At 69.3% G+C, this 21790-nt stretch carries 12 protein-coding genes; all 12 read right to left on the bottom strand.

Annotated elements, in window-relative coordinates:
- Positions 1 to 189: 189 nt before the first annotated feature.
- The 12 genes from BCF44_RS46805 to BCF44_RS46750 all read right to left on the bottom strand — a co-directional run bounded on the left by BCF44_RS46805 (position 190) and on the right by BCF44_RS46750 (position 21731).
- Positions 190 to 1632: a pentapeptide repeat-containing protein gene (locus tag BCF44_RS46805; RefSeq protein WP_116181034.1), complete on the bottom strand. Its 1443-nt coding sequence runs from the start codon at positions 1630 to 1632 to the stop codon at positions 190 to 192.
- A gap of 85 nt (positions 1633 to 1717) precedes the next feature.
- On the bottom strand, positions 1718 to 1987 hold the full coding sequence (locus BCF44_RS46800) for a WXG100 family type VII secretion target (protein ID WP_211353561.1): 270 nt from the start codon (positions 1985 to 1987) through the stop codon (positions 1718 to 1720).
- Positions 1988 to 2002: 15 nt separating this feature from the next.
- Positions 2003 to 6391, bottom strand: coding sequence for a type VII secretion EssC family protein (locus BCF44_RS46795; protein WP_147328933.1), 4389 nt, complete (start codon positions 6389 to 6391; stop codon positions 2003 to 2005).
- Positions 6388 to 8616 (bottom strand): transglutaminase TgpA family protein, encoded by a 2229-nt coding sequence (locus BCF44_RS46790; protein WP_147328932.1) that lies wholly within the window; start codon positions 8614 to 8616, stop codon positions 6388 to 6390. Before BCF44_RS46790 ends, BCF44_RS46795 begins: the two co-directional genes overlap by 4 nt.
- On the bottom strand, positions 8613 to 9788 hold the full coding sequence (locus BCF44_RS46785; RefSeq protein ID WP_116181030.1) for a DUF58 domain-containing protein: 1176 nt from the start codon (positions 9786 to 9788) through the stop codon (positions 8613 to 8615). The genes BCF44_RS46790 and BCF44_RS46785 overlap by 4 nt, the downstream gene beginning before the upstream one ends.
- On the bottom strand, positions 9785 to 10753 hold the full coding sequence (locus BCF44_RS46780) for an AAA family ATPase (protein WP_116181029.1): 969 nt from the start codon (positions 10751 to 10753) through the stop codon (positions 9785 to 9787). The genes BCF44_RS46785 and BCF44_RS46780 overlap by 4 nt, the downstream gene beginning before the upstream one ends.
- Before the next feature lie 13 nt (positions 10754 to 10766).
- Positions 10767 to 16898, bottom strand: a complete 6132-nt coding sequence (locus BCF44_RS46775; protein WP_116181028.1) for an Ig-like domain-containing protein — start codon at positions 16896 to 16898, stop codon at positions 10767 to 10769.
- Between the two features lie 122 nt (positions 16899 to 17020).
- On the bottom strand, positions 17021 to 18508 hold the full coding sequence (locus tag BCF44_RS46770) for a serine/threonine-protein kinase (protein ID WP_116181027.1): 1488 nt from the start codon (positions 18506 to 18508) through the stop codon (positions 17021 to 17023).
- Positions 18508 to 19350, bottom strand: a complete 843-nt coding sequence (locus BCF44_RS46765) for an FHA domain-containing protein (RefSeq protein WP_170218133.1) — start codon at positions 19348 to 19350, stop codon at positions 18508 to 18510. The genes BCF44_RS46770 and BCF44_RS46765 overlap by 1 nt, the downstream gene beginning before the upstream one ends.
- 159 nt (positions 19351 to 19509) lie before the next feature.
- A complete protein-coding gene (locus tag BCF44_RS46760) occupies positions 19510 to 20292 on the bottom strand; it encodes a PP2C family protein-serine/threonine phosphatase (RefSeq protein ID WP_116181025.1) in 783 nt (260 codons plus the stop codon).
- Positions 20289 to 20915 carry a hypothetical protein gene (locus BCF44_RS46755; RefSeq protein ID WP_147328931.1) on the bottom strand — a complete coding sequence of 209 codons (627 nt, stop codon included), beginning with the start codon at positions 20913 to 20915 and terminating at the stop codon, positions 20289 to 20291. The genes BCF44_RS46760 and BCF44_RS46755 overlap by 4 nt, the downstream gene beginning before the upstream one ends.
- Positions 20916 to 20927: 12 nt before the next feature.
- Positions 20928 to 21731 (bottom strand): WXG100 family type VII secretion target, encoded by an 804-nt coding sequence (locus BCF44_RS46750; protein WP_116181023.1) that lies wholly within the window; start codon positions 21729 to 21731, stop codon positions 20928 to 20930.
- Between the last annotated feature and the right edge of the window lie 59 nt (positions 21732 to 21790).

The following is a 21790-nucleotide window of genomic DNA, read 5'->3' as shown; positions in this document are numbered from 1 at the left end:
CTGAGTGCGTCAGTGAAGGTCGCGAAGACGTTGGAATAGCGACCATCGTGCTGCTGCACGCGGGCCGTTGCCCATGCGGGCCCCAGAGTCGGTGGGACCTCGCTGGGAACTGGATCACATTCCTACGGACACCAGCCCGCGCTGCTCGACCAGCCGCGCCCGGAGCAACTGTCTCACAGAGCCGGAAACTCACGCCGTCGCAGCTGAGCTTGATTCGATCAGGTACTTCGAAGGCCAGATTCGGATCCAGTCGCCCGAGGCGAGCATGACCTGGCCGTGCATGGAAGCGCCGTTAGGTGAAGCCGAGCCTGAACTGCCTGAACCGAGATCGCACTGATCGAATCGCACACTTCGACAGAAGGTCGCGTCATCCAGCAGAAGGTCGCCGGAGAAGTGCGCACCGGAGAACCAGGCGTCCATCGAGAACGTCGAGCGCACAAACGACGCATCCGTTCCGAAAGTGACCAACCGAAAGGTGGCGTCATCACGAAACTCGGCACCATCGAACCTGGCGAGGCCACCGAACTCCGCGCCTGAAAACCCGGCAAGGCCAACAAAGATCGACCGGGCAAACACGGCGTTTCGATTGAACCGAGCACCTGAGAACCACGCCAGTCGTTCACAGCTCAGACCATCGAACCAAGCATCACCGCCAAAGGAGACAGCCGACATCCAGATGTCGCCACGAGCGATCGCCCGGTCGAAACGAACATCACCACCGAATTCGGCGCCGGTGAACCAAGCCGTGTCGTCGAATCGCGTCCCCTTGAATCGCACCCCACCCCCGACCCGGACACGGGAGAAGTCGGTGTGCCCGATGAATACCGCACCGCTGAAGGTACAGGATCCTGCACGACAGTCCGCCAGTGAGAAGTCGTGAAGGACCGCACCGGCAAGGTCGACATCAATGTCCGACCAATGAACACCAGGAGCTTCCGGTATATCGGCGGGCCAGTTTAGGTGCCGCGCGAGCATCGTCTGAACGGTGCGGCGGACTTCACGCTCCTCAACACTGACATTCCGCCACTCACCATCTCCCGAGCACGGCATTCGCAGATACGCGCACAGCACGTCGACGATCATCTGCCGCTGCTCGACGTTGTCCTGAGCGAGTCGCTCCAGCGCGTACATGCTGGCCAGCCGCACGGGTGCCTTGTCGGAGCCCAATTGATCGGCGGCCCTTGCGTAGAGTTCGGTTATCCGCCTGACTCGAGCGTCGTCCTCGGCCGCGGCGGAGACCAGGCGCTGGTGCGCGAGGTTGCGTTCCAGCGTCTCGCCCTGCAACGCGAACGACTTCTCCGCGAGCAGTTGGTCGCGATGCTTCTGATTCAGCCCTATTTCATTCGCACGCTGCCGTCGCGCGGTCAGCCACAACGCGGCTCCACCACCCAGCCCGACCACGAACGTGCCGGCGGTCTTGATCGCTTCGAGTTGCGCATCGTGCCGGCCATCCCCAAAGGCCACGATCAGACCACCGGCGACGAGGACTCCGGCCAGCACAAGCAGGAGCGAGATGCGGACGATTGCCTTGGTGGTGAGCTCGGCGTATGGCCGCTCGTCCGGTGTCGAACGGCCAGGTCGTGGCGCGCGCTCCTCGTCGCCGAGCCGGCCGGCGGACCGCTCAAGATCCATCTGACTCAGCCTCCTCGTCGCTGTCGGCCTGGGTGAACACGGTCGAGGGGACCGCGAGGCGAGCCCCGTGGTCCCCTCGGCCGGGTTAGACGTTGGAGGCGTTCTCCTGCTGCATGGCGTTGTTCTTGGCGGCGGTGGCGGCCTCGCGTAGGGCCTGGGCGACGGCGGTGAGCTGGGGGTGGTGGGTGCCGCTCCAGTCGCCGCGGAAGCGGGTGGCGTCCGGGCCTTCCCAGCGGGCACCGTTGAGGGTGGCGGTCAGCACGTTCGCGATCTGGTCGATCTCGCCGGCCTTGGAGTCGAGCTGGGCGGCGAGGTTGCGGATGGCGTCGGTGTCCATCCCGAGGAAGCCTGGCATGGCGGTTCCTTCCTATTACTGTGTGATCCCAACGGGTTCCGGGTTCGCGACTTGGACGACGGCGGTCCGGCCGCCGGTAACGAGCAGCGCCCGGCCCGGCGGGAAGTCGGCACGGCGCAGCCGCGGCGGGAAGGGCGTGTGGAAGACGGTCGTGCCGTCGTTGGTGTCGGGTTGGAGGGCGAGGCCGCAGCGGCCGCTCTTGGCGTACTTGACCAGCTCGTTGTACGAGTTGGACAGCACGGTGGTCTCACCCTCGACGACCAGCAAGTGCCCCTCCTGCAGGCACCGCTTGGCCAGTGCGAGCAGCGGAGCACCCGCCGGGCCGTCGGAAATCTCGTTGACGCTCTCAAGGAACACGGCGACGGGGCGGTCGCCGGGCACCCAGGAGTCGAGGCGTTCGGCGAGCTGACGGGCATGGTCGGTGTGCTCGGTGACGGTCCGGGCGGCCGATGCCCAGCAGGGGAGGTCGCCGAGTTCGGACTGTCGGAGGCCGAAGTAGTGCAGCTCGCGGTCCGGTTGCCAGCGGAGCAGCGCTGCGGCGATCGCCCGCAGGGTGGTGGTACGGCCCGAGCCGGGCGGCCCGCAGACGACGAAGCTGCCGGTCGGCCGGAAGGTGAACGGCGCCAACGAGTCCGAGGCGACACCCAGCACCGGCTCGGCCTCGAGAACAGGCAGCTCCGACAGCGGAATCTGATCGGCCAGCTGCCGGATGGGCGGCGCGGCGGGCAGACCCGCGCCGGTCATCGCCGCGGCGAGCCGACGGACACCGGCAGCCTGGGAGTTGACGTCGGGCTGGGACCCGAGGACAGCGACCTGGATCTCGGCACCGCCCAGCATGCCCCGGCCGGGAGGCGAAGACGGTCCCAGCACGTCGACGGCCATCCCGACCTGGGTGTAGTCGGTCGGATCGGCCATCCGCAGCACCACCCGGCGTTGCATCGCGGAACCAAGCGCGGTGGGCACGGCGTTGAGGCGGTCGGCGGACAGCACGAGGTGCACGCCGACATTGCGGCCGTCGGCGGCGATGCCCAGGAGCACCTCGTACCAGCGGCTGTGCTCGCCGACCTCGTACGCCTGGCGGAAGGCACTCATGCCGTCCAGCAGCAAAAGGATCCGTGGCTCACCGGAATCGCCACTGAGGCTCCGGTAGTCACCCAGTGAGCCGGCATGCGCCTGGGAGAACCGGACAGCTCGTTCGTCGATCTCCGCACGCAGCCAGCGCAGCAGCCGCACGACGCGCTCGTGCTCGGAGCCTGGGATGACGCTGCCGACGTGCGGCAGCTCCTCGAGCATGGCCAAGCCGCGGGCACCGAAGTCGAGGCCGTAGACGTGGCAGCCCCCGGTGAAGCCGGCGGCGATCGCGATCGACCGGAGCAGCGTGCTCTTGCCGGCGCCGCCGGTGCCGTAGACGGCCAGGTTGCCGTCCACGTCCGGATGGAAGACCACCGGCCGCTGCTCCTGGTCGTGCGGGTCGTCCTCGATCGCGAAGACGAGCTCGCCTTCGACGCTGTCCCGGGAATTGCGACGGCGCTTGTACAGGTCGTGCAGGTCATACACCGGTTCCAGCTCCGGCAGCCATGGCCGGGTCGGGCGCGGGAGCCGGGCGTGCTCGGCCGCCTGCCGCACGGCCTCGACGAGTCGCTGGATGTCGGTGGGACCGGGATCGGGCAGCACGGCCTTCCGCTTCTTGGGCAGCGTCCATTTCCGTCCACGTCCGAAACGGAGCTCCTCGACGACGATCTCCGGCTTGTCGCCCTCGGCGGTGGTCCATCCGCCGGCGTAGCCGGTCTGGAACGGCACGAGCCGTCCCGGCCCGGTCTTCGACACAGCGCGGCCGGGGGCTTCCGGATCGAAGAACGCGGCCTGGGGCGACCCGAGCACGTCCATGCTGTCGGCCTCGTCGGCCATCCGCAGCGCCAGCCGGAGGTTGGTGTTGGCCCGCAGGTTCTCCTTGATCACGCCGGCCGGTCGCTGGGTGGCCAGGATCAGGTGCAGGCCGAGGGATCGGCCGCGCTGCGCGATGTTGACGACGCCATCGACGAACTCCGGGATCTCCGCCACCAGCGCGGCGAACTCGTCGACCACGATCACTAGGCTGGGCGGCGCGTCACGATGGCCGTCCTTCTCCATCTGCACCAGGTCCTTGACCTTGTGCTTGGCCAGGATCTCCTCCCGGCGACGCAGCTCGGCGGTCAACGACTCCAGCGCCCGGCGGGCCTGGTGCGGCCCGAGGTCGGTGACGATGCCGACGGTGTGCGGCAGCTCGGCGACCTCGTGGAACGCGGAACCGCCCTTGTAGTCGACGAGGAGGAAGGTCAGGCGCTGCGGGCTGTGGGCGGCGGCCATCGCCAGCAGCCAGGCCTGGAGCAGTTCACTCTTGCCGGCGCCGGTCGTGCCGCCGACCAGCGCGTGCGGACCGTCGGCGCGCAGGTCGAGGGCATGCGGACCAGTCGCGGACATACCGATGACGGCGCGAAGCGTGCCGGCCCGTTCGATCGGCTCCTCGGGCGCGTACGGGCCGGTCAGCACCGACTGGTTGGCGGTCCACTGTTCGAGCACGGCGGCCGGGGCCATCGCCATCGGCTCCTCCGGGACGGACACCAACGACACCGACTTCGGCAGATCGCTGTCGTCATCGAGCCGCGCGCCGGCGTCGACCAGGGGTGAGAGCGCGCGACCCAGCTCTGCGACGGTGCCGGCGTCCAGCGTCTCGACCACGACTGAGGTGACGCTGTGCCCGTCGTGTCCGAACCCGACCGTCGCCCGGTCCGGGCCGTGCTCGACCGACACGAAGGCCCGGCACGCGGCGGGCAGACCGGTGGTGTCGCCAGCCAGCCACAGCACATGGATGCCGAGTTTCCATCCCCGCTCCGCCAGCTCGACCAGCCGACTGCGGTCAATCGGCGCGTCGTCCTCCACCAGCACGAAGACGGCCGGGCCGGGGCCACCCGCTTCCCGTCGTTCCAGCAACGCATCCAGTTCGGCGGCCAGCGCCGTCGCCTCGGGCGTGCTCGACGTGAGCTGACGGCAGTTGATCGGCGAGTGCGGCGATGTCGTGTGCGGCAGCCACCGCAGCCACTCCCAGTCCCGAGCCGATTCCGACGAGGCGAACGCCGTGAGCACGACCTCAGCGGGCGAGTGCAGCGCGACGAGCTGCGTGACCAGGGCCCGTGCGACGCCGAGCATGACCGGTCTGGGCCCGGCGACCCCGATCGCTCCGTGCTCACCTGGCCGGGCAACGATCGGCACGCCGGCCACGACGCCCAACGGATCCACGGCCTTGGCCAGCTCCGCGACCAGGTCTCGGGGCAGTGCCTGCGTGTCGGGCAGGCGCACGGAAAAGCGCGACGGCAGTGCCCCGGTGGCCAGGCGCAGCTCCAGGAAGCCACGGTCGTCGGGACGTCTGGTCCACAGCAACGGTGCGCGGGTGCGGACGGCGTCGACGCAGTCTCCGGTCGCCGGATGTTCCCGGTCACGTTCGACGGCTTCCCGCTCCAGTTCACGGCGCACGTCGGCGACCAGATCGTCCACGTCGGAACGGAACAGGCGGAGCGCCAGTCGGAAGTCCTTGCGAGCGCCCCATTTGGTCTCGACCGCTCCGCCGATCATCATCAACGGACTGAGCCCGACGAACAGCAGGGACAGCAGCGAGCCGGTGACCGCGTAGAGCACGACCCCCATCAGGATCGGCGCTAGCACGGACAGCATCGGGAACCGCTGGCCATGCGGACGTTGCGGTGGCGTCGGTGCGGCGAACTCGACGCCGACGTAGCGGGGGTCCAGCCGGGGCGAGCGGACGAACTCGACGGTGGTCACGGCCGCGCCCCGAGCAACTGCGGGCGTGAACGACACGAGCGCCAGCTCGGTGTCGCCGAGCCGGACCGTTTCTCCCGGCCGCAGCACCGTGTGGGAGACCTGGCTCTCGCCGATCTGCATGCCGTTGGCGGAGCCGAGGTCGGTGATGTCCACGACGTCGGTGACGTTCACCCTGGCGTGGCGGCGTGACACCAGCGGATCGGTGAGCCGGACCGTGCAGTCGTGCTCCCGCCCGATCACGCTCGATCCGGTCCGCAGTGGAAACTCCCGCCCGACGTCGGGCCCGTCGACGATCCGCAGCGTCGCGACGGGCATCGACGGGTCGGCGAACGTACGTCCGCCGGGTACGAGGGCGATGGTGGCGCCGCAGCACAGGGTGGTGTCCCCGACTGCCGTCCAGGGATCGAGCGCGAGGTGTTCTCTGCCGACCACCGCGATCGTCAGCGCGCTGTCGCCGGTCACGCTGCCGGTGGGATCAGCTCCGGCGAGGTACTGCGCCAACTCGCCGATCTTCGTCCGCGCGTCCACGGTGACGAGCAGATCGGCATCCGGGCGGCCAGATCGCCGCAGGGTGAGTTTCAGCTTCATCGGCGACGCCCCCAGCCGGGCCGGAGTGTGGTCAGGTTCAGCGCAGCGCGGATCCGCCGCCACCGGCCGACACCGGCGCTCATCGCCCGGCGGGCGCGGTCGATCTCCCGCCAGAACAACTCGGCGTCCTGGTCGGAGGAGAGACCGGGGCCGAAAACGGTGGCGTCCGCGGCGAACGCGAGGCCGCCGATGTCGTACCGGGCAAGCTCACCGGCTTGTTCCCGCCGCGTACCGCCACGGGACACCGCGACGCCCAGGTCCCTCGCGTGATCGACCAGCTCCAACCAGCCGGTGGCGAAACGGGAGACCGGCGTGCCGCGGCTACGTCGAAGACTGCGCCGTCTCGCCTTGATGGCGACGATCAGTCCGCACACGAGGGCACCGAGCAGGATCGGTGGACCGCCCCATGTCAGCGCGGCCACTACGAACTCGGGCAGCTGCCAGCCCTCTGGTCCGGGGTCGCCGGTCACACGACCGCCGCGGGTGGCGGCCTGCTCCGCGTCGTCGAGCGTGCTCGGCGGGCGTACGGCGTTCGGCGGCGGTACCACCGCGGCGCTCGCGTTCTGGATCTTCTGCGGCGGCTGCTGATCCGGCTTGCGGCTGGTGTCCGGCATGAACGTCGTCTGCGGAATCGGGATCCATCGGCCGTCCGCCACGTGCACCTCGACCCAGGCGTGGACGTCCTTGCCCTTGACGGTCCCGTCCGCCTCGGGCACCGCACCCAGCACGACGCGCGCCGGCATGCCCAGGTCGTTGGCGATCAACGCGAATGCGGCGGCGTACTGCTCGTCGTCCCCGACCGGTTGGTGGCCGTTCAGGAACGAGCCGAGGCGGCCCGCGCCGTGACCGGGCAGGAACTGCGTCTCGCCGGGGCCACCGTCGCTGTAGGCGCCGTTGGCGTGCAGGTAGGTGGTGACGGCTTGCAGTTCGTTCCAGGGGCCGCTCGCCTTTCCTGCCCACTGCACTGCTCGGCTCGCGGCGAGCGCCGTGAACTTGGAGTCCACTTCGGACTGTCCGAGTGGCTGCGGATCGACCGGGGACGTCGTCGAGTCGATCACGGCCTGCACGGTGTAGGAATCGCCGGCGGACAGGCGGTCCGTGACCACGCCCGATCGCGCGCCGAGGTTGTACCGGAAACTGTCGGACTCCGACGCCGCGTGGGGGCCGGTGAAGTCGACTGCGGTCGCCGCGCCGACGGTCGGGAGCCACGCGTCGAGATCGTCCGCCTGCGCGTAGGCGGGTTTGATCGTCACCCGCATGCTCACCTGAGTGCCGGTGACCGATTGTTCGATCCGCGTTCCTACGCGTTGGAACGAGGTGGCCGCGCCCGGGCGGTTGCTCGCTCCCCACACTGAGCCGTCGTAGTCGTCGAGCGTCGCGATCCGAACCGTGGCGCCGGCCGGCAGCGACGACACGGTGAACAGCGCCTGGTCCCACAGCTGGTTGGCGTCCTTGGTGTACTTGCGGAAGCCGACCAGCGGGCTCGGGAACGCCGCGACGTCCACCGGCGGTTGGACATGGTCCCGGAGCACAAGCCGAGGATTGTCGCCCGCGCCTGGCAGCGCCGGACCGGCGACGGCGGCGATCGCGACCGTCACTCCGAGAACACCCGCGCCGGACAGGAGGCGGGACGCCCGGCCGGCACGGCCACCGACCCGCTGGTGCCTCCGCGCGGCCCGCAGCGCGGCCCACAGTCCGGCAACGCAGGTGAACACCGCTCCCTGCAACAACAACGCCGCCGGCTCCGAGGTGCCGAGCAGGATGACCGACGCCAGCAACGCCACGGGCACCGCGACCGGGGCGATGCTGAGGCGCACCCGCCGGGCCAGTGTAAACCCGGCCGCCCCGCCGATAAGTCCGAGGATGTACGGGATCACCAGCAACGGACCGCTGGTGTCGACCGGCGGCAGTGTCGTGAGCAGCTGCATCCACCCGTGCACGCTCAGGTCGGCGAGGCTGGCCAACACCGGCACAGTCGGCAGTATCTGGCCACGCAGCGCGACAGCGCCGCCGAGCAGGAAGAACACGACCACGGTCAACAACGCCACCATCAACACCGGCTGGCGCAGCATGCCGCCCAGCCAACCCACGATCACCCCGAGCAGCACACCGACGGCGCCGACGAGCAGGAAGGACAAGCCGCTGTAGGTGGTGCTGAATCCAAACAGCGCCGCCATGCACAGCACCACTACGAAGGCGGCGTCCGCCAGAGCCGCTCGATTCACGCCGACCTCCGCAGCAGCGCGGGCAGACTGTCCAAAGTGGGCATCGTCAGTAGCGTGAGTGCGCCACTCACGGATACGCCGGCCTTCGACGTCGGGTCCACGCGCAGGGCGACGACGCTGACTTGCGGGGGCAGCGCGCGAGCGGCCCGCCGGAGCACCGAGAGCTCCGTGCGCGCGCCGGTGACGAGCAGCGCCATGCTGGTCGCCGGCGCGGTCTTCGCCACCCGGCCGGTGAGCTCCACCAGTCCGCTGCCGCCGAGTTCCGCGCGGCAGAAGGCGTCGAGCGGATGCCGGACCGTAGCGACGGGGCCTGCCGCGAACACCGACGTCCGCATGTCGTCGCGGGCGGCCCGGCCGACCACCGAGGCTGCGGCGGCGATGGCGGACTCGAAGTCCTCGGGATCCCGGTAGGCGGCGGGATCACCGTCGACGACCACCGTCAGATGGGTCCTTCGAGTGTCCAGGAACTGCCGGACGAGGAACCGGCCGTCCGAGTCGGAGGTGGCCAACTTCGCCGACGAACGCCAGTGGATGTGCCGGCGGTCGTCGCCCGGCACGTAGTCCCGCAGGCTGTGGAAGGCCAGGTCGCTGTTCGACCGGTTGTTGCTGGTCCGGCCCTCCAGGTCGCGCAGCAGGCCGACGCCGAGCGGGGCGAGCGCGACCGTCACCGGGTGCACGAACACCTCGGTCGGGCCTCCCCAGGTCGTCGACCGCCAGCACAGCCCGAACGGGTCTCCGCGCAGGCAACTGGCCGGTCCGATGGTGATCACGCCGCGCCGTGTGGTCTGCACCGAGATCAGTTCCTCATGGACGGCGCCGTTCGCGAGACCAGGAAGCGCGAGCCGGGTCGAGGAGTCGCCGATCGGCACGTCGAGTTCGACGGGCAGCAGCGCCCGGCGAGAGGCGCAGGTCGCCGTGATGCCCACTACCACCGGGGTGCCCGCGACCACTCGTCGCGGCTGCGTGTCCACGGTCACCTCGAGCGCGATCCGGCCGATCGTGAACAGCGAACAGAGCCCGAGGAGCGCGGCACAGGCCGCGGCGGCGACCATCGCCTCTGCCCAACCGAGTTGCCAACCCACCAGCCAACTCAGCACGGCGACGACCGCGACCGCCCGTCCCAGCGGGCTGACCACGGACAATAGCGGCGCCAGCCGCCTCAAGACGGTCACGCCGCCCTCATGGTCGGGGCCGCGACGGCGGCGAGGACATCATCGATGACGCTCTCCACGCGGACACCGGCGAACTCCGCGTCCGGGTCCACCAGCAAACGGTGCGAGAGGATGGGCTGCGCCAGTTGCTTGATGTCGTCCGGCACCACGTACTCCCGGCCGCATCCGAGGGCCCACGTCTTCGCGCATCGGACGTAGGCCAGGCAGCCGCGCACCGACAACCCGAGCGTGACGTGTCGATGGCGGCGGGTCTCCTCGGCCAGCCGGCTCACGTAGGCGAGCACCGCCGGGTCGACATGGACCTGGTCTGCCAACGAGCTCATCGTGGCCACCACCGATGCGGTGATCACCGGCTGGGCCCGTGACGCCCTGTCACGCACGGCGGAGTCGGCCAGCAACGCGACGGTGGCCTCGTGGTCGGGGTAGCCGACGCTGGTCTTCATCAGGAACCGGTCCAGCTGGGCCTCCGGCAGCTGGTAGGTTCCGGCCTGCTCGATCGGGTTCTGGGTGGCGATCACCATGAACGGGCGGTCGACCGGCCGGGACTGGCCGTCCACGGTGACCCGTCCCTCCTCCATAACCTCCAGCAGCGCCGACTGGGTCTTTGGCGAGGCCCGGTTGATCTCGTCGGCGAGCACGATGTTGCTGAACACCGGTCCCTTGTGGAACTCGAACTGCTGCGTACGCTGGTCGTACACGGTCACCCCGGTCACGTCCGAGGGCAGCAGGTCCGGCGTGAACTGGATGCGCGACTGCGAGCCCTGCACGGTGTTGGCCAGCGCCCGCGCCAGCGAGGTCTTGCCTGTGCCCGGGCAGTCCTCGAGCAGGAGGTGTCCTTCGGACAGCAGGCAGACGACGGCCAGCCGGGCGACGTGGTGCTTGCCCAGGACGACCTGGCTGACGTTGCTGGCCATCCGCTCGAAGGTCTGCGCGAACCAGGTGGTCTGGTCAGTGGTGATCGTCATCTCGTGTCTCCATCTAGTACCAGGTCATCTGGCCGGTGACCCCGCCGCAGGTGGCACTCACCCATTGGCCTCGGTAGCCGAACCAGTCGTAGGAGTCCTTGCTGTCGTTCGCGCCGTAGGGCGTGTTCACGAAGCCGCCGTTGCCGTGCTGGCTGTTGAACACGCAGGTGACCGGTCCGCTGAAGTTGGCCGTCTGCACGTGGATGTAGGCGCAGGAGGGATCCGTGCACGAGCTGGCGCACTTGGCGCCGCACGGCGCGCCCTTTGTCACGGTCACTGTCTGCGGTGGGGGCGGCGGCGCCGGCGTGCCCTGCGTCTTCGATCCGCTGACAGTGGCGCGGCCTGGGTCGGACACTGTCACGTTGATGGTGTCGCTGCTGCTGTAGCCGACGTTGTCCGAGCCGCTCCAGCTCCAGGCGCCGACGCCGGTGGTGAATGTCTGTGACTGCCGGCTGGTCTGCACGGTGACGGTGGCGGGCTTGCCGTTGGGGTCGACGGAGACGGTGAAGTTGACAGTCTGTGCGTTGGCCGACGTTGTGATGTTCAGGTTCTTGATCGGCCCGTAGGTCGTGACGTTGGCGGAAACAGCACTGTCGCAGGGACTTCCGGCGTACGCGCCGCCACTGCTGCCGTTGCAGTCCTGCAGCGTGATCGTCGACGCTGTGCCGTTCGGCAGGCCGTTGACGGTCTCGGTGACGCCGGTCTGGCCGCCCGTCGGGAAGGTCCAGGTGCCGCAGCTGCCGCCGGAGTACCGGCAGCTGACTGTCGAACTCGCGCCGTGTGAGGCTGGGGCGTCGAACTTGATCGTCGCTTGGCCGTCGGAGCCGGTCGCGGTCGCCGAGAGTCCGGTGATTGGCCCTGGAGTCGCGGTGGCCTCCATCTGGGCGCCGGGGCTGGGCTTGGAGGTGTGCCCGACGGCGTTGGCAGCGGTCACGGCGTAGGTGTAGGTCGTGCCGTCGTTGGCGAGGCCGTCATCGTCGCAGGAGTTGGTGGACACGTTGGTGCACACCGTTTTGCTTCCGCCGCCGGTCCTGGTGACGGTGTAGGTCGTCGGTCCGGGACCGTTGGGGTCCTGTGGTGTCCAGGACACCACGACCGCGCGTGAGGAGGCGTCCGCGGAGTCTGTGGCGGTGAACGTCGGTGCGGGTGGACTGGGTGGGGTGCCGGCCGACTGGCCCTCGACGGTCGCGGCCGGGCCGGGGCCTTGGCTGTTCACAGCGATGACCGTGAAGGTGTACTTGCTGTCGTTGTCCAGCCCGGTTGCCGTGGTGGAGGTACCGGTGACGGTCTGGTGGCCACCGCCGGTCCAGGTGACCTGGTAGTTCTGCACCGGCGTGCCGTCGTTGGGCGGTGCCGCCCAGCTCAGCGTCAGGGCTCCGTCGGACGGGGCCGAGGTGGTGAGCCCGGTGACGGCCCCGGGCACGGTGTTCGGCTCCACCGCGGCGGACGCGGGGCTCGGCTTGCTGGCGCCGACGAGGTTGATCGCCTTGACGGTGAGGGTGTAGCTGGTCCCGTTACTGAGCCCGGTGATCGTGCACGGCGATGCCTGGCAGGTCTGCGAGCCGCCGTTGTAGTCGACTTCGTACGACGTGATCGGCGCGCCGTTGTTGGCCGGTGCCGCCCAGGCGAGTTCGACCGATCGACTGAGCACCGTGTTGCCCGGCGTCGGGGCTCCGGGTGCGTCGGGAACGCCGAGCACGTGCAGGGTGATCAGGCCGCTGGCGTGGCGGTCGGCACGGCCGTGGTCGGCGACGTCGCTGGCGACGATCGTGAACGTGATCGTGCCGTGCGAGTCCGAGCCGGGGGTCAGCCGGACGGTGGAGCCGTTGGCGCTGGCCGTGGCCGGCATGCCCGACGCCTGGGAGACGCTGATCGCGGTGACGACTGGGTCCCGCAGCTGGGAATGCAGGTAGCCGCTGAGGTCGACGGTGGCCGTGCCGCCGGCCTTCACCCCGTCGACGGTGATGGCCGCGAGCGAGGGTGGTGCGGCCGACTGCACGACGACGGGGATCTCGGCGGTGGCGGTGAATCCGCGCGCGCTCACCGTGATCACGCCGCTCGAACCGGGCTTGGCCGACCCGTTGGCGGTCGCCGTGACCGTGTGTGCGCCGGAGACGCCCAGGTCCACGCCCGAGATCGCGGTCTTCCAGCTGGCGGTGAAGGCCAGCGAGGACAGCGAGCCCCGATCGGCGGTCCAGACGTGGCAGACCGACACCACGTTCAGGCTCGCCGTCGGACCGCCCTCGATCAGGGTGATCGGCGACGTCGGGCAGCGCAGCACCGGCGTTTCTCGGCCTACCTGGACCGGCACGGAGACGATGGCGGTCTGCGCGTGCGGATCCGTCAGGGATGTTCCGTCGGTGACCTGGAAGGTGATGGCGGCCGGCCCGGTGTAGCCGGCGTGCGCGGTCAGCACCAGCTGCTGCTCGCCGTCGTTGCGCACGTTGAGCCCGGCCGCTGGCGACGCCCAAATCTGGTCGGTGGTGGTCAGCCGCAGCGGCTTGCCGGCGGGGTCGGTGACGTAGTCGGCAAGTTTGATCTCCTGGCTGCCGTCGGCCGGAACGGTGATCATCTTGCCGGCGGTGGCGTACGGCGCCCCGGAGTCCTTGGATGGAACGTGGATCAGGCCGACCGCCCGCGCCCCACCCTCGTCGCGCACCTCGTAGGCGACCGCCTGAGGGTGGTCGAGCACGGGCACCGTCAGGTGCCCGCCGGAGACCTTGGCCTGCTTGTCGAAGACCTGATCGACGACGAGCCGTGAGGAGTCGCCGTCAGGGTCGGAGTCCTTGGCCAGCACGTCGACGTCGACGGTGTCGGCGCCGGGCTGCGGCGTCGCGAACGAGTCGACGGTGACCGGCGGGACGTTGTAGCCCTGTTGGCTGCGTACGGTCAGCACGCCGACAGACGGAGTACCGATGCCATCAGTGACGCCATAGGAGACAACCAGCGGCTTCCCGGTCAGCGGCGGCGCGGTCACCGCCACCGGTCCCTGGCCACTGACAAGCGAAACACCGTCGGGAAGTTGCTTGTTGGTGCGGGCCAGCGGTTCCACGGTCACGTCATCGTCGGCAGCGATCAGGTCGTTGGCCAGGACGTCGATGTTCAGCCGAGCGCCCGGCGCCGCCGTCGCAGTATCGTCGACCGCGACCGGGGGTTGCGGGTCGCCCGGTGGGACAACCGCGACACGAATACTCGCGCTCGCCGACTTCCCAAACCGGTCGACCACCGAATAACCGAAGGAGTCCGTGCCGGTGCTGGTCGGATACGCCTGGTACGTAAGAGATGTCGCACCGACGGCAGTGATCCGCCCCAGCGTGGCCGGCCCGCTCAACCCGGTCACAGCGACGCTGTCGCCATCGGGGTCGACACCGGTCGTCGGGACGGTGAGTGTCACGGTGTCGCCGGCGACGACACGAGCGTCCACAGTGCTCGGAGTCGGGGCACGGTCGGGGTTCGCAGGTGAGGGGGCCGGCGTGACCGTGACGTGGGCGTAGCCGGTCGCCTGGTCGCCCGCGGGGTTCTGCACCGTGTACGCCACCAGCACGGTCTGCTGGTTGGTGACGGAGTCCGGCGCCACGTAGCGCACCACGCCGCCGGCAACGTAGGCCGTGCCGACCTGCTGCCCGTTGTCCGTCTGGGCGGACAGCTGCCCCGGATGTGGGCTGCCAGCCACGTCGCCGACGAGGGTGAGCTGGTCACCCGCTGGATCGCTGTCGTTGTCCAGCACGGGAATCGTGACGATGTCGCCCGCCCGAACCGTCGCGTAGTCATCCTGCGGCGCCGGATTGTCGTCGGCCGGTGGCGGGAGTTGGGTCACCGAGACCTCGCCGGTGACGGGGCTCGTGACGCCGTCGGTGACGGTGTAACGGATCAGGTGCTGGCCCGGCGGCAGCGACGGGGTCAGGGCGTTGATCCGCAGCCAGCGGCCGCGAACGACGGCGACCTGAAGCGACTGCGAGGAATCGGCTTCGGCGGCGTGTTGCACGGCGAGCACGTCCCCGGACGGGTCGAAGTCGTTGGCGAGCACGTCGACGAGCGCGGCGGTCTGCCCGTGCAGAACGGCGTTGTCGGGTATGGCGACCGGAAGCTGCGGCGAGCCCGGCGGCGCAGTGACGTCGACCCGGATGCTGCCCTTCGCGAACGGCGCGTTGCCGAAGGATGCGGTGTAACTCAGGAGGAACGTGCCAGCACGGCTGGCAGTCACCGTCAACGTCCCGGCTGTGGTGTCGGTGTCGACCACGGTGCCGGCCGGGCTGGCGACGGTGCCGGCGATGGCGAGCTTCGCCGCCGGGTTGGTAGGGTCAGAGCCGGGCAGATCGTTGTCCAGCGGCCGCACGACGATCGGCTGGCCAACCTGGCCACGGGCGACGTCGGGCGCGGTCGTCGGAGCGATTCCGGTGGTGCTGTTGGGACTCTGCACAGTCACAGTGAACGAGGCGTTCACCGGCGCTCCGATGCCGTCCGAGACCTGGTAGTTCACCGTCTGCGTGCCGCCGGCCTTCGGCGCGGTGTAAATGACAGTGCCGTCGGGGCCGGTGGCCGCGGTGCCGCCGGTGCCACTCGCGTCCACCAACACGACCGGGTCGCCGTCGAAGTCCCGCCAATCTCCCAGGACTGGCAACTGAAGCCGGCCGCCCGACGCCACGGTCCAGGTAATCGCTGGCGCTCCGGCCCGTAGCGCTGGTTGTTCGTTCTGGCCCGGCGGTCTGGACTGGACCGTCACAGCCGCGGTCGCGTTGAGGCCCTTGCCGTCGTCCACGGTGTACTTGAAGTGGACATCGCCGGCCCCGGGCGGCATCGCCACGAGGACGGTCTGTCCGTCGGGTGCGATCGAGAGTGTGGCGGTGGGGTTGTCGGGAGCGGTGACCGAGCTGACGGACAAGATGTTGCCGCCGGGGTCGGAGTCGTTGTCCAGGACGTGCAGGGCGGTGGTGCGGCCTGGGCGCGCGCCGAGCGTGTCGTCTACGGCCTTCGGCGGCAGGTTCTCGGCCGCCTGCGCGTTGTCCTCGTTGTTGTTCTTGTCGCTGGTGGATTTCTCCGGCGGCGGCTTCACCGACGACCAGTTGTCCACCTTCGCCTGGCGTTGGAGGTCCCAGACCGCTCCGGTGGCCAGGTCGTTGAGCACGATGGCGTTCCGGTTGACGCGGAACACTGGGCGCACCAGTGTCTTCTCGTCCTTCAGGTTGCCTGGCGTTGCCGGTGCGCCGTCACAGGACCGCACGTAGCCGCCGGACGCGCCGGCCCACGCGGCATGCACGCATTCGCCGAGTCGCACAGGGGCCGCAGGGCTTCCGTCGGCGCCGTGGTAGAGCGTCGCTGCCTTGCCGCTGCCGAGATCGACGGTGACCAGCGTGCGGGTCGACGCGACCACCACGGTCGTGTCGCTCTGTCCTGGCTGCTGGAGCACCGCTCCGGGATCGGAAATGCCGGCCTGCGCCGTCCGGCCGTCGTTTAGGTACAACGAACCGCTGCTGGGGTCGAGAGCGACGCCGACTGTGCCCACCGCCGTCACCTGCACGGTGTCGAGATGCTTGCCGACGTTGTGGTATTCGGCCTTGGCGAAGTCCGCTCCGTCCGGGCGAACGGTGGCGATCACGCCGTTGCTGCCAGCCGCGTAGACGGATCCGTCGATGCCGACGGCGAGGGCAGCCTTGCCGGCGTCATGGCCCAACGTCGCCACGGTCGGGGCCGCCGCGTCCAAGCGGCTGAGCGAGTCGATGCCGGTGCCGGTGGCTGCTCGGCTGGCCCACACCCGCCCTGTGGCCGCGTCGAGAACGGCGACGGTTCCGCCGCCGATCGCCATCTGTTCGCCGGCTGAGACGGCGACCGCCTGATCCGTGAGGGTGACGCCGCGGCTGACGTCGACCGGCATGAGTTTGCCACCGGCGCGGTCCCAGGCTACGACGTTCGAGCCGTCCTGTCCGATGTCCAGTTGGTAGGACTGCTGGGCGCCACCCGGCGGGTAGAAGGCGGCGTCGAGCGCGCCAGCTGGCCGGTTGAGCCGGCCGAACAGTCCGTCCTGGTCACTGGTGACCCAGATGCCGCCGTCATTGAGATCGACGTGCCGTACCGGATAACCGTTGCTGGACAGGATGAACGCCACCAGCGTGACCACACCCACCAGCAGAACAGTCGCGGAGACCATACCGGCGCGATGCCGACCGAGGATTCCCTTGCCCTGCCGCCCTCTCACTCCCGACCTTTCGGCCGCACGGCCGATTCCGTTACGGCGTAACGAATGAGATTGTCACACGATCGAGCGAAGGGTCAGGACCCACAGGCGGCCGGCGAGTAGTCTGTCGTCCCGTCGTCGCCGGTCACCCGGACGACTTTCACCTGAACGCACAGCTTCGTCCCTGCCGGATCGCTTATGTCCAAAGAACTTTCGTGGGTCGTTCCGGACTTCGCACCGTCGGGGGTGCGCCAGCGGAAGGTGTCACTGGCGAGTTGCGCGGAGTATGTCCAGCTGAAGTGCAGTGTGGACGGATTCGATCGCACGACGACGAGAGTCGGCGTGCCCGGCGGCTCGTTCTCGCCCAGCGCGCCGGCGTTCTGCTGTGGTTGCACGGAGTTTGCCGGCGGGACGACCGTCGGAGCACTTCCGCCGCCGGTCAGTACGACGGCTGCCCCACCGACGCCCGCTGCTGTCATCGCGGCCACGGAACCGATGAGGATCCACCGACGCGGAACCTTCCTCTCCGACGGGCCATCCGCTTGCTCGGCCGACACCGGAACAGACCGGAGCATCGTCGGTTGAGCCTTCTCCTCGTGGCGGCGAGGGCGGGCAACCGTGTCCGGCGGCAAGAATTGCTGGACCTTGGCCGCAGTGACGACCACCGAAGCCTTGCGAGTCGGACTCGCTGCCACCGGCGCCACGACCACCGGCTCACGCGGCCCTTCGTCCGGAACGGACATGGGCGTTGGTTCGCTGCCCATCTCCTCCTGCACGAGTCGCAGCAAGCGCGCGAACTCGACTGCCGACGCGGGACGCGCAAGCGTGTCCTTCTCCATCGCCCGCTGGAGCAGACGCTCAAGTCGTTGCGGCACATCGGAACGTCCTGTGGGCGGCGTGGCCATGGTGGTGATCCTGGCCATCACAGGACCATCCGAGTTGTCGCCGCCGGGTATCTCGAACGGCGAATGGCCGGCGAGCAGATGCCAGAGCGTCGCCGCGAGCGAGAACAGATCCGACAGCTTGGTCGACGGTTCGTTGCGCACGACCTCGGGCGGCGCCCAGTGCAGCGACAGGTGCTCGGCTGGCGCGGAACTCCCCGCCGCGAGCGTGCTGGCGATGCCGAAGTCGGTCAGCGCCGGCCGTCCGCGCTTGTCCAGCAGGATGTTCGACGGCTTGATGTCGCGGTGCAAGATGTTCTCGTGGTGGGCGGTGGCAACTGCGCTCGCGATGCGGACGCCGATGTCGAGCACCTCGGCGACCGGCAACGGGCCGCGCTCCAGGCGGCCCCGCAGATCACCGTTGGGGTAGAACTCCATCACGAGATACGGCCGGCCGTCAGGCAGCTCGCCCGCTGACAGCACCCGAACAATGTTCTCGTGACCGGTCAGTTCGGCCATCACGCTCGCCTCGTCGGCGAACTGCTGACGTGCCTGCGCGGAGAGGTCCACATCCTTGAGGATCTTGACCGCGACTTCGCGGTCCGGCCTGAGCTGGCGATAAACGTGGACGTCGGCGAATCCGCCGGAATCGAGCCGACGGACGTACCGATGCCCGGGGACGTCCGGTGGTGCGGCGGACATCAGCCGGCCTCGAACCGGAAGGTGACGACGTCGGCAAGGCCGACCACTGTGCCGGCCACGATCTCGACCGGCACGTTCGGCGACAGGACCGTCCGCGGACCGCCCGGCGGGGTGACAGCGGTTCCGTTGGTGGAGCCCAGATCCGTGACGAACACGGACGCACCCTCGATGTGGACCCGCACATGGTTGCGTGAGATGTCGTCACCCGCGTGGGGCAGCTGAACCAGATTCGGTTTGGCGGCCGGCTTCTCCGTTGAGGTTGGGGCACGGCCCAGGATGACGTCGCGGTCCAGCGCGATGACGTCTCCCGTGGACAGACGGAGCACGCCCGGTTTCGATCGCGGCGACGCCGACGGCAACTGGTCCCGTCTCACCGTCGACGCGACCTTGCTCGGCTCCGCCTTCTGCTCCCAGGGGACGGAAGCAATGACTCCCGTCTGCGGCACAGGTGGGATGGCAGCGCGGTAGCGGGTGACATCGGCGGATTCCCGCTGGGCGAAGATGTCTTCATAGGTTTCCTCGACGACGTGCTCTTCTTTCGCCGGTTCGACGGGTGCCGCTGCTTCGGGCGCCGGAACGGGCCCCACGACGATGCGTCCCGCCAACGCCACGCCCGTCACCAACGGCAGTTCCGGCCCATCTGCCGACACACCCGGTGCCGACAGCACGGCCGTCACGGTGGCGTCCCAAGGCCGCTCCAGCCAGGTGGAGACGTCCACTGCGTGCAGCGCCTCCGCGCCGGCGACCTCGATCGCCGCCTTGCCGCGAACCACGAGCTGGCCCTGCCGACTGCCGAAACTCGCCAGGGCGAAATCTCCGACCGCACGAAGCCCGTCCCGCACAACCGCGTCCAGCACGTCCTCGACGGACGCCCCGTCCCGCACGAGTGACCAACACCGCGCGAACACTCCGCTGTCCGGAGCCCAGTCCGCGAGCAGGCAGATGGACGGCCCCACCAGACAAGTCCAGGTGCCAGGTGTGTAACGGACCTCAGGCGCCATCTAGGACTCCTTCGGCAAGCTCGCCCGGGGAACCGTGCGTTCGTCCGCGCGGGCGAGGTCGGCCTGGAGATCGACGACCACCGCGGTCACGTCGTCCTCTGCGCCGGCCGCCACCGCCAGTGCGATCAGCTCTTCGGCCGCGGCGCGCGGCTCCGAATGGGTTCCCAGCGCGGCGGCCAGCACGGCGTCGGAGACGACCTGGCAGAGGCCGTCCGTACAGAGCAGGAATCGCTCCGCCGGATCGGGCGGGAACATCCACACGTCGATCTCCGGCGCCGGGCGGCTGCCCAGCGCCCTGGTGATCACGTTGCGCCTCGGATGGCGCTGGGCGTCCTGCAGGGTCAGCGTGCCCGCTGCAACCAACTCCGCGACCTCGGAATGATCCACCGTCAACTGGGTGAGCACTCCCCCGGCGAAGCGGTATCCCCGCGAGTCGCCGACGTTGAACACGAGCCAGTGCGGCGCGCCGGCCATCCGCACCAGGGCCAGCCCGGCCACCGTGGTTCCCATTCCGCACTGGTCCGCGTTGCCGGCGCCGGCGAGGAAGATCTCCTCGCTCACGCCGGTGAGCGCGGCCAGCACGGAATCCGGGCTGAGGTCGGCCTGTGCGGCGAGCGATCGAAGGCGGGACAGCGCCATCGCGCTCGCGACCTCGCCAGCGGCGTGGCCGCCCATTCCGTCGGCCACCGCGAAGACCGCGTCCGCGACCAGATGTCCATCCTCATTGGACAGGTGTCGCCGCCCGACAGCGGTTGCGGCGCCCGCGCTGACGGTCGAGATCATCTCGTCCCGCCCACGGCGGCCGCATCCCCGTCGAAGACTTCGACGACCCGCGCGCGGGCCGCCTCCGGCGTCACCTCGCGGCTACTCGTGGCGTTCAAGGCGGAGTCCGACAGGTGCCACTCGCCGTTCACGCCACGGGCCACGGCCATGCTGATCGGCTCGCTCGCGGTGGTCTCCATCTTGAGCAGCACTGCGGATTCGCCGTCACCGGTCAGACACAGGTCCATCAGCCGGACGAGCCCGGCGCTCAGCGGTCGATCAGGCGCCAGTACCTCGACGGCAAATCGGCCGTGGCCAACCGCCCGGAACGAGAGTTGACCGCCGGGACAGCTGAACACGTGCAGGAGCACCATGTCCTCGCCGATCCAGCCGAGCGCGTTCACAGCGATGTCGGCCGTCACCAGGACGGCAGCGATTGCCGCGATCTCCCGGCCGAGCTTGACCTTGCCATGGGTCTCGACGCACAGGTCCCGGGCCAGCAGGGAAGCCAACCCGGCGGCCGCGACCACGTCGCCGGCCGCCTCTGCCTTGATCCGCAGGAGCTTGCGCACATCCAGTTTCGGCTCCCGCGACCGCAGCAGGAACTCGATCTCCGCGAAGGTGAGGATCATCTCGTCGGGCACGGGCATTCCCTTCTACAGCCAGCTCAGCACGGCGTGCGCGCCACCGGAGATCACCGATTCGGCGGCGTCCACTGCCTTCTTCCCCGCTTGCCCCACCGCGGACACGACCTCGCTGGGCAACTCGGGATCGACGGCGACAACGTCGTCGTAGACCAGGTGCACCGCGTCGATGGCCAGGATGGCCGTCGCAATCGGCTGCGCGCCCGGAATGAGCTCGGCCATCGCTGCAACCTCAGCCGTCGACGCCAGCGTGGCGGCTCCGTCGAATCCCACGTCCGCCCATTTGTTGAACGAGTCCGCACTGCCCGGCTCGGTCCTCGCGGCATCGCCGATGTCGAGGGCCATGCCGACTGCGTTGAGCCCGGCGCCCAGGCCGGCAAAGGCCACCTTCGCAGCCTTGGCATCCGCGACAGGGTTGAACGCCAGCCCGCGCACCCATTTGGGAAGCTTGGCCACCAAGTCTTTCGACGCCCTCTCCGACATGCCGGCCACGTCCCCAAGCACCGTGGCGATGCCAAGTCCCAAGGACAGGGCAACGCCGCCATCCTCCGCCTTGCTGGCATCGGTCTGCTGCGCCGCGTTGTCCCGGAGCGTCGAGCCGCAATCCCGCATCGCCGCCGCAGCGGCGCTCAACTGCCCGCGCAGCCTGCCGTGCCATTCCGACCGAAAGCGCTCACCATCGGCTCCCTCCCAGCGCGAAAAGGACAGCAGCGCCGTGATACCGGCGGTCACGTGGTCCACCTGATCGGCCGAACTGTCCATACGGCCGCCCAGATCCCTCAACTCGTCTGGGTCGGCCCCCAACTGCTGCCCCACGAGTCCTCCAGGTCGAACGTCGCACTCGGTGATGCGGTCCATGGCGTGCTGGCCTGATC

The organism is Kutzneria buriramensis (genome assembly GCF_003387475.1).
Classification (GTDB): domain Bacteria; phylum Actinomycetota; class Actinomycetes; order Mycobacteriales; family Pseudonocardiaceae; genus Kutzneria; species Kutzneria buriramensis.
This window is presented reverse-complemented; position numbering and strand designations above follow the sequence as displayed.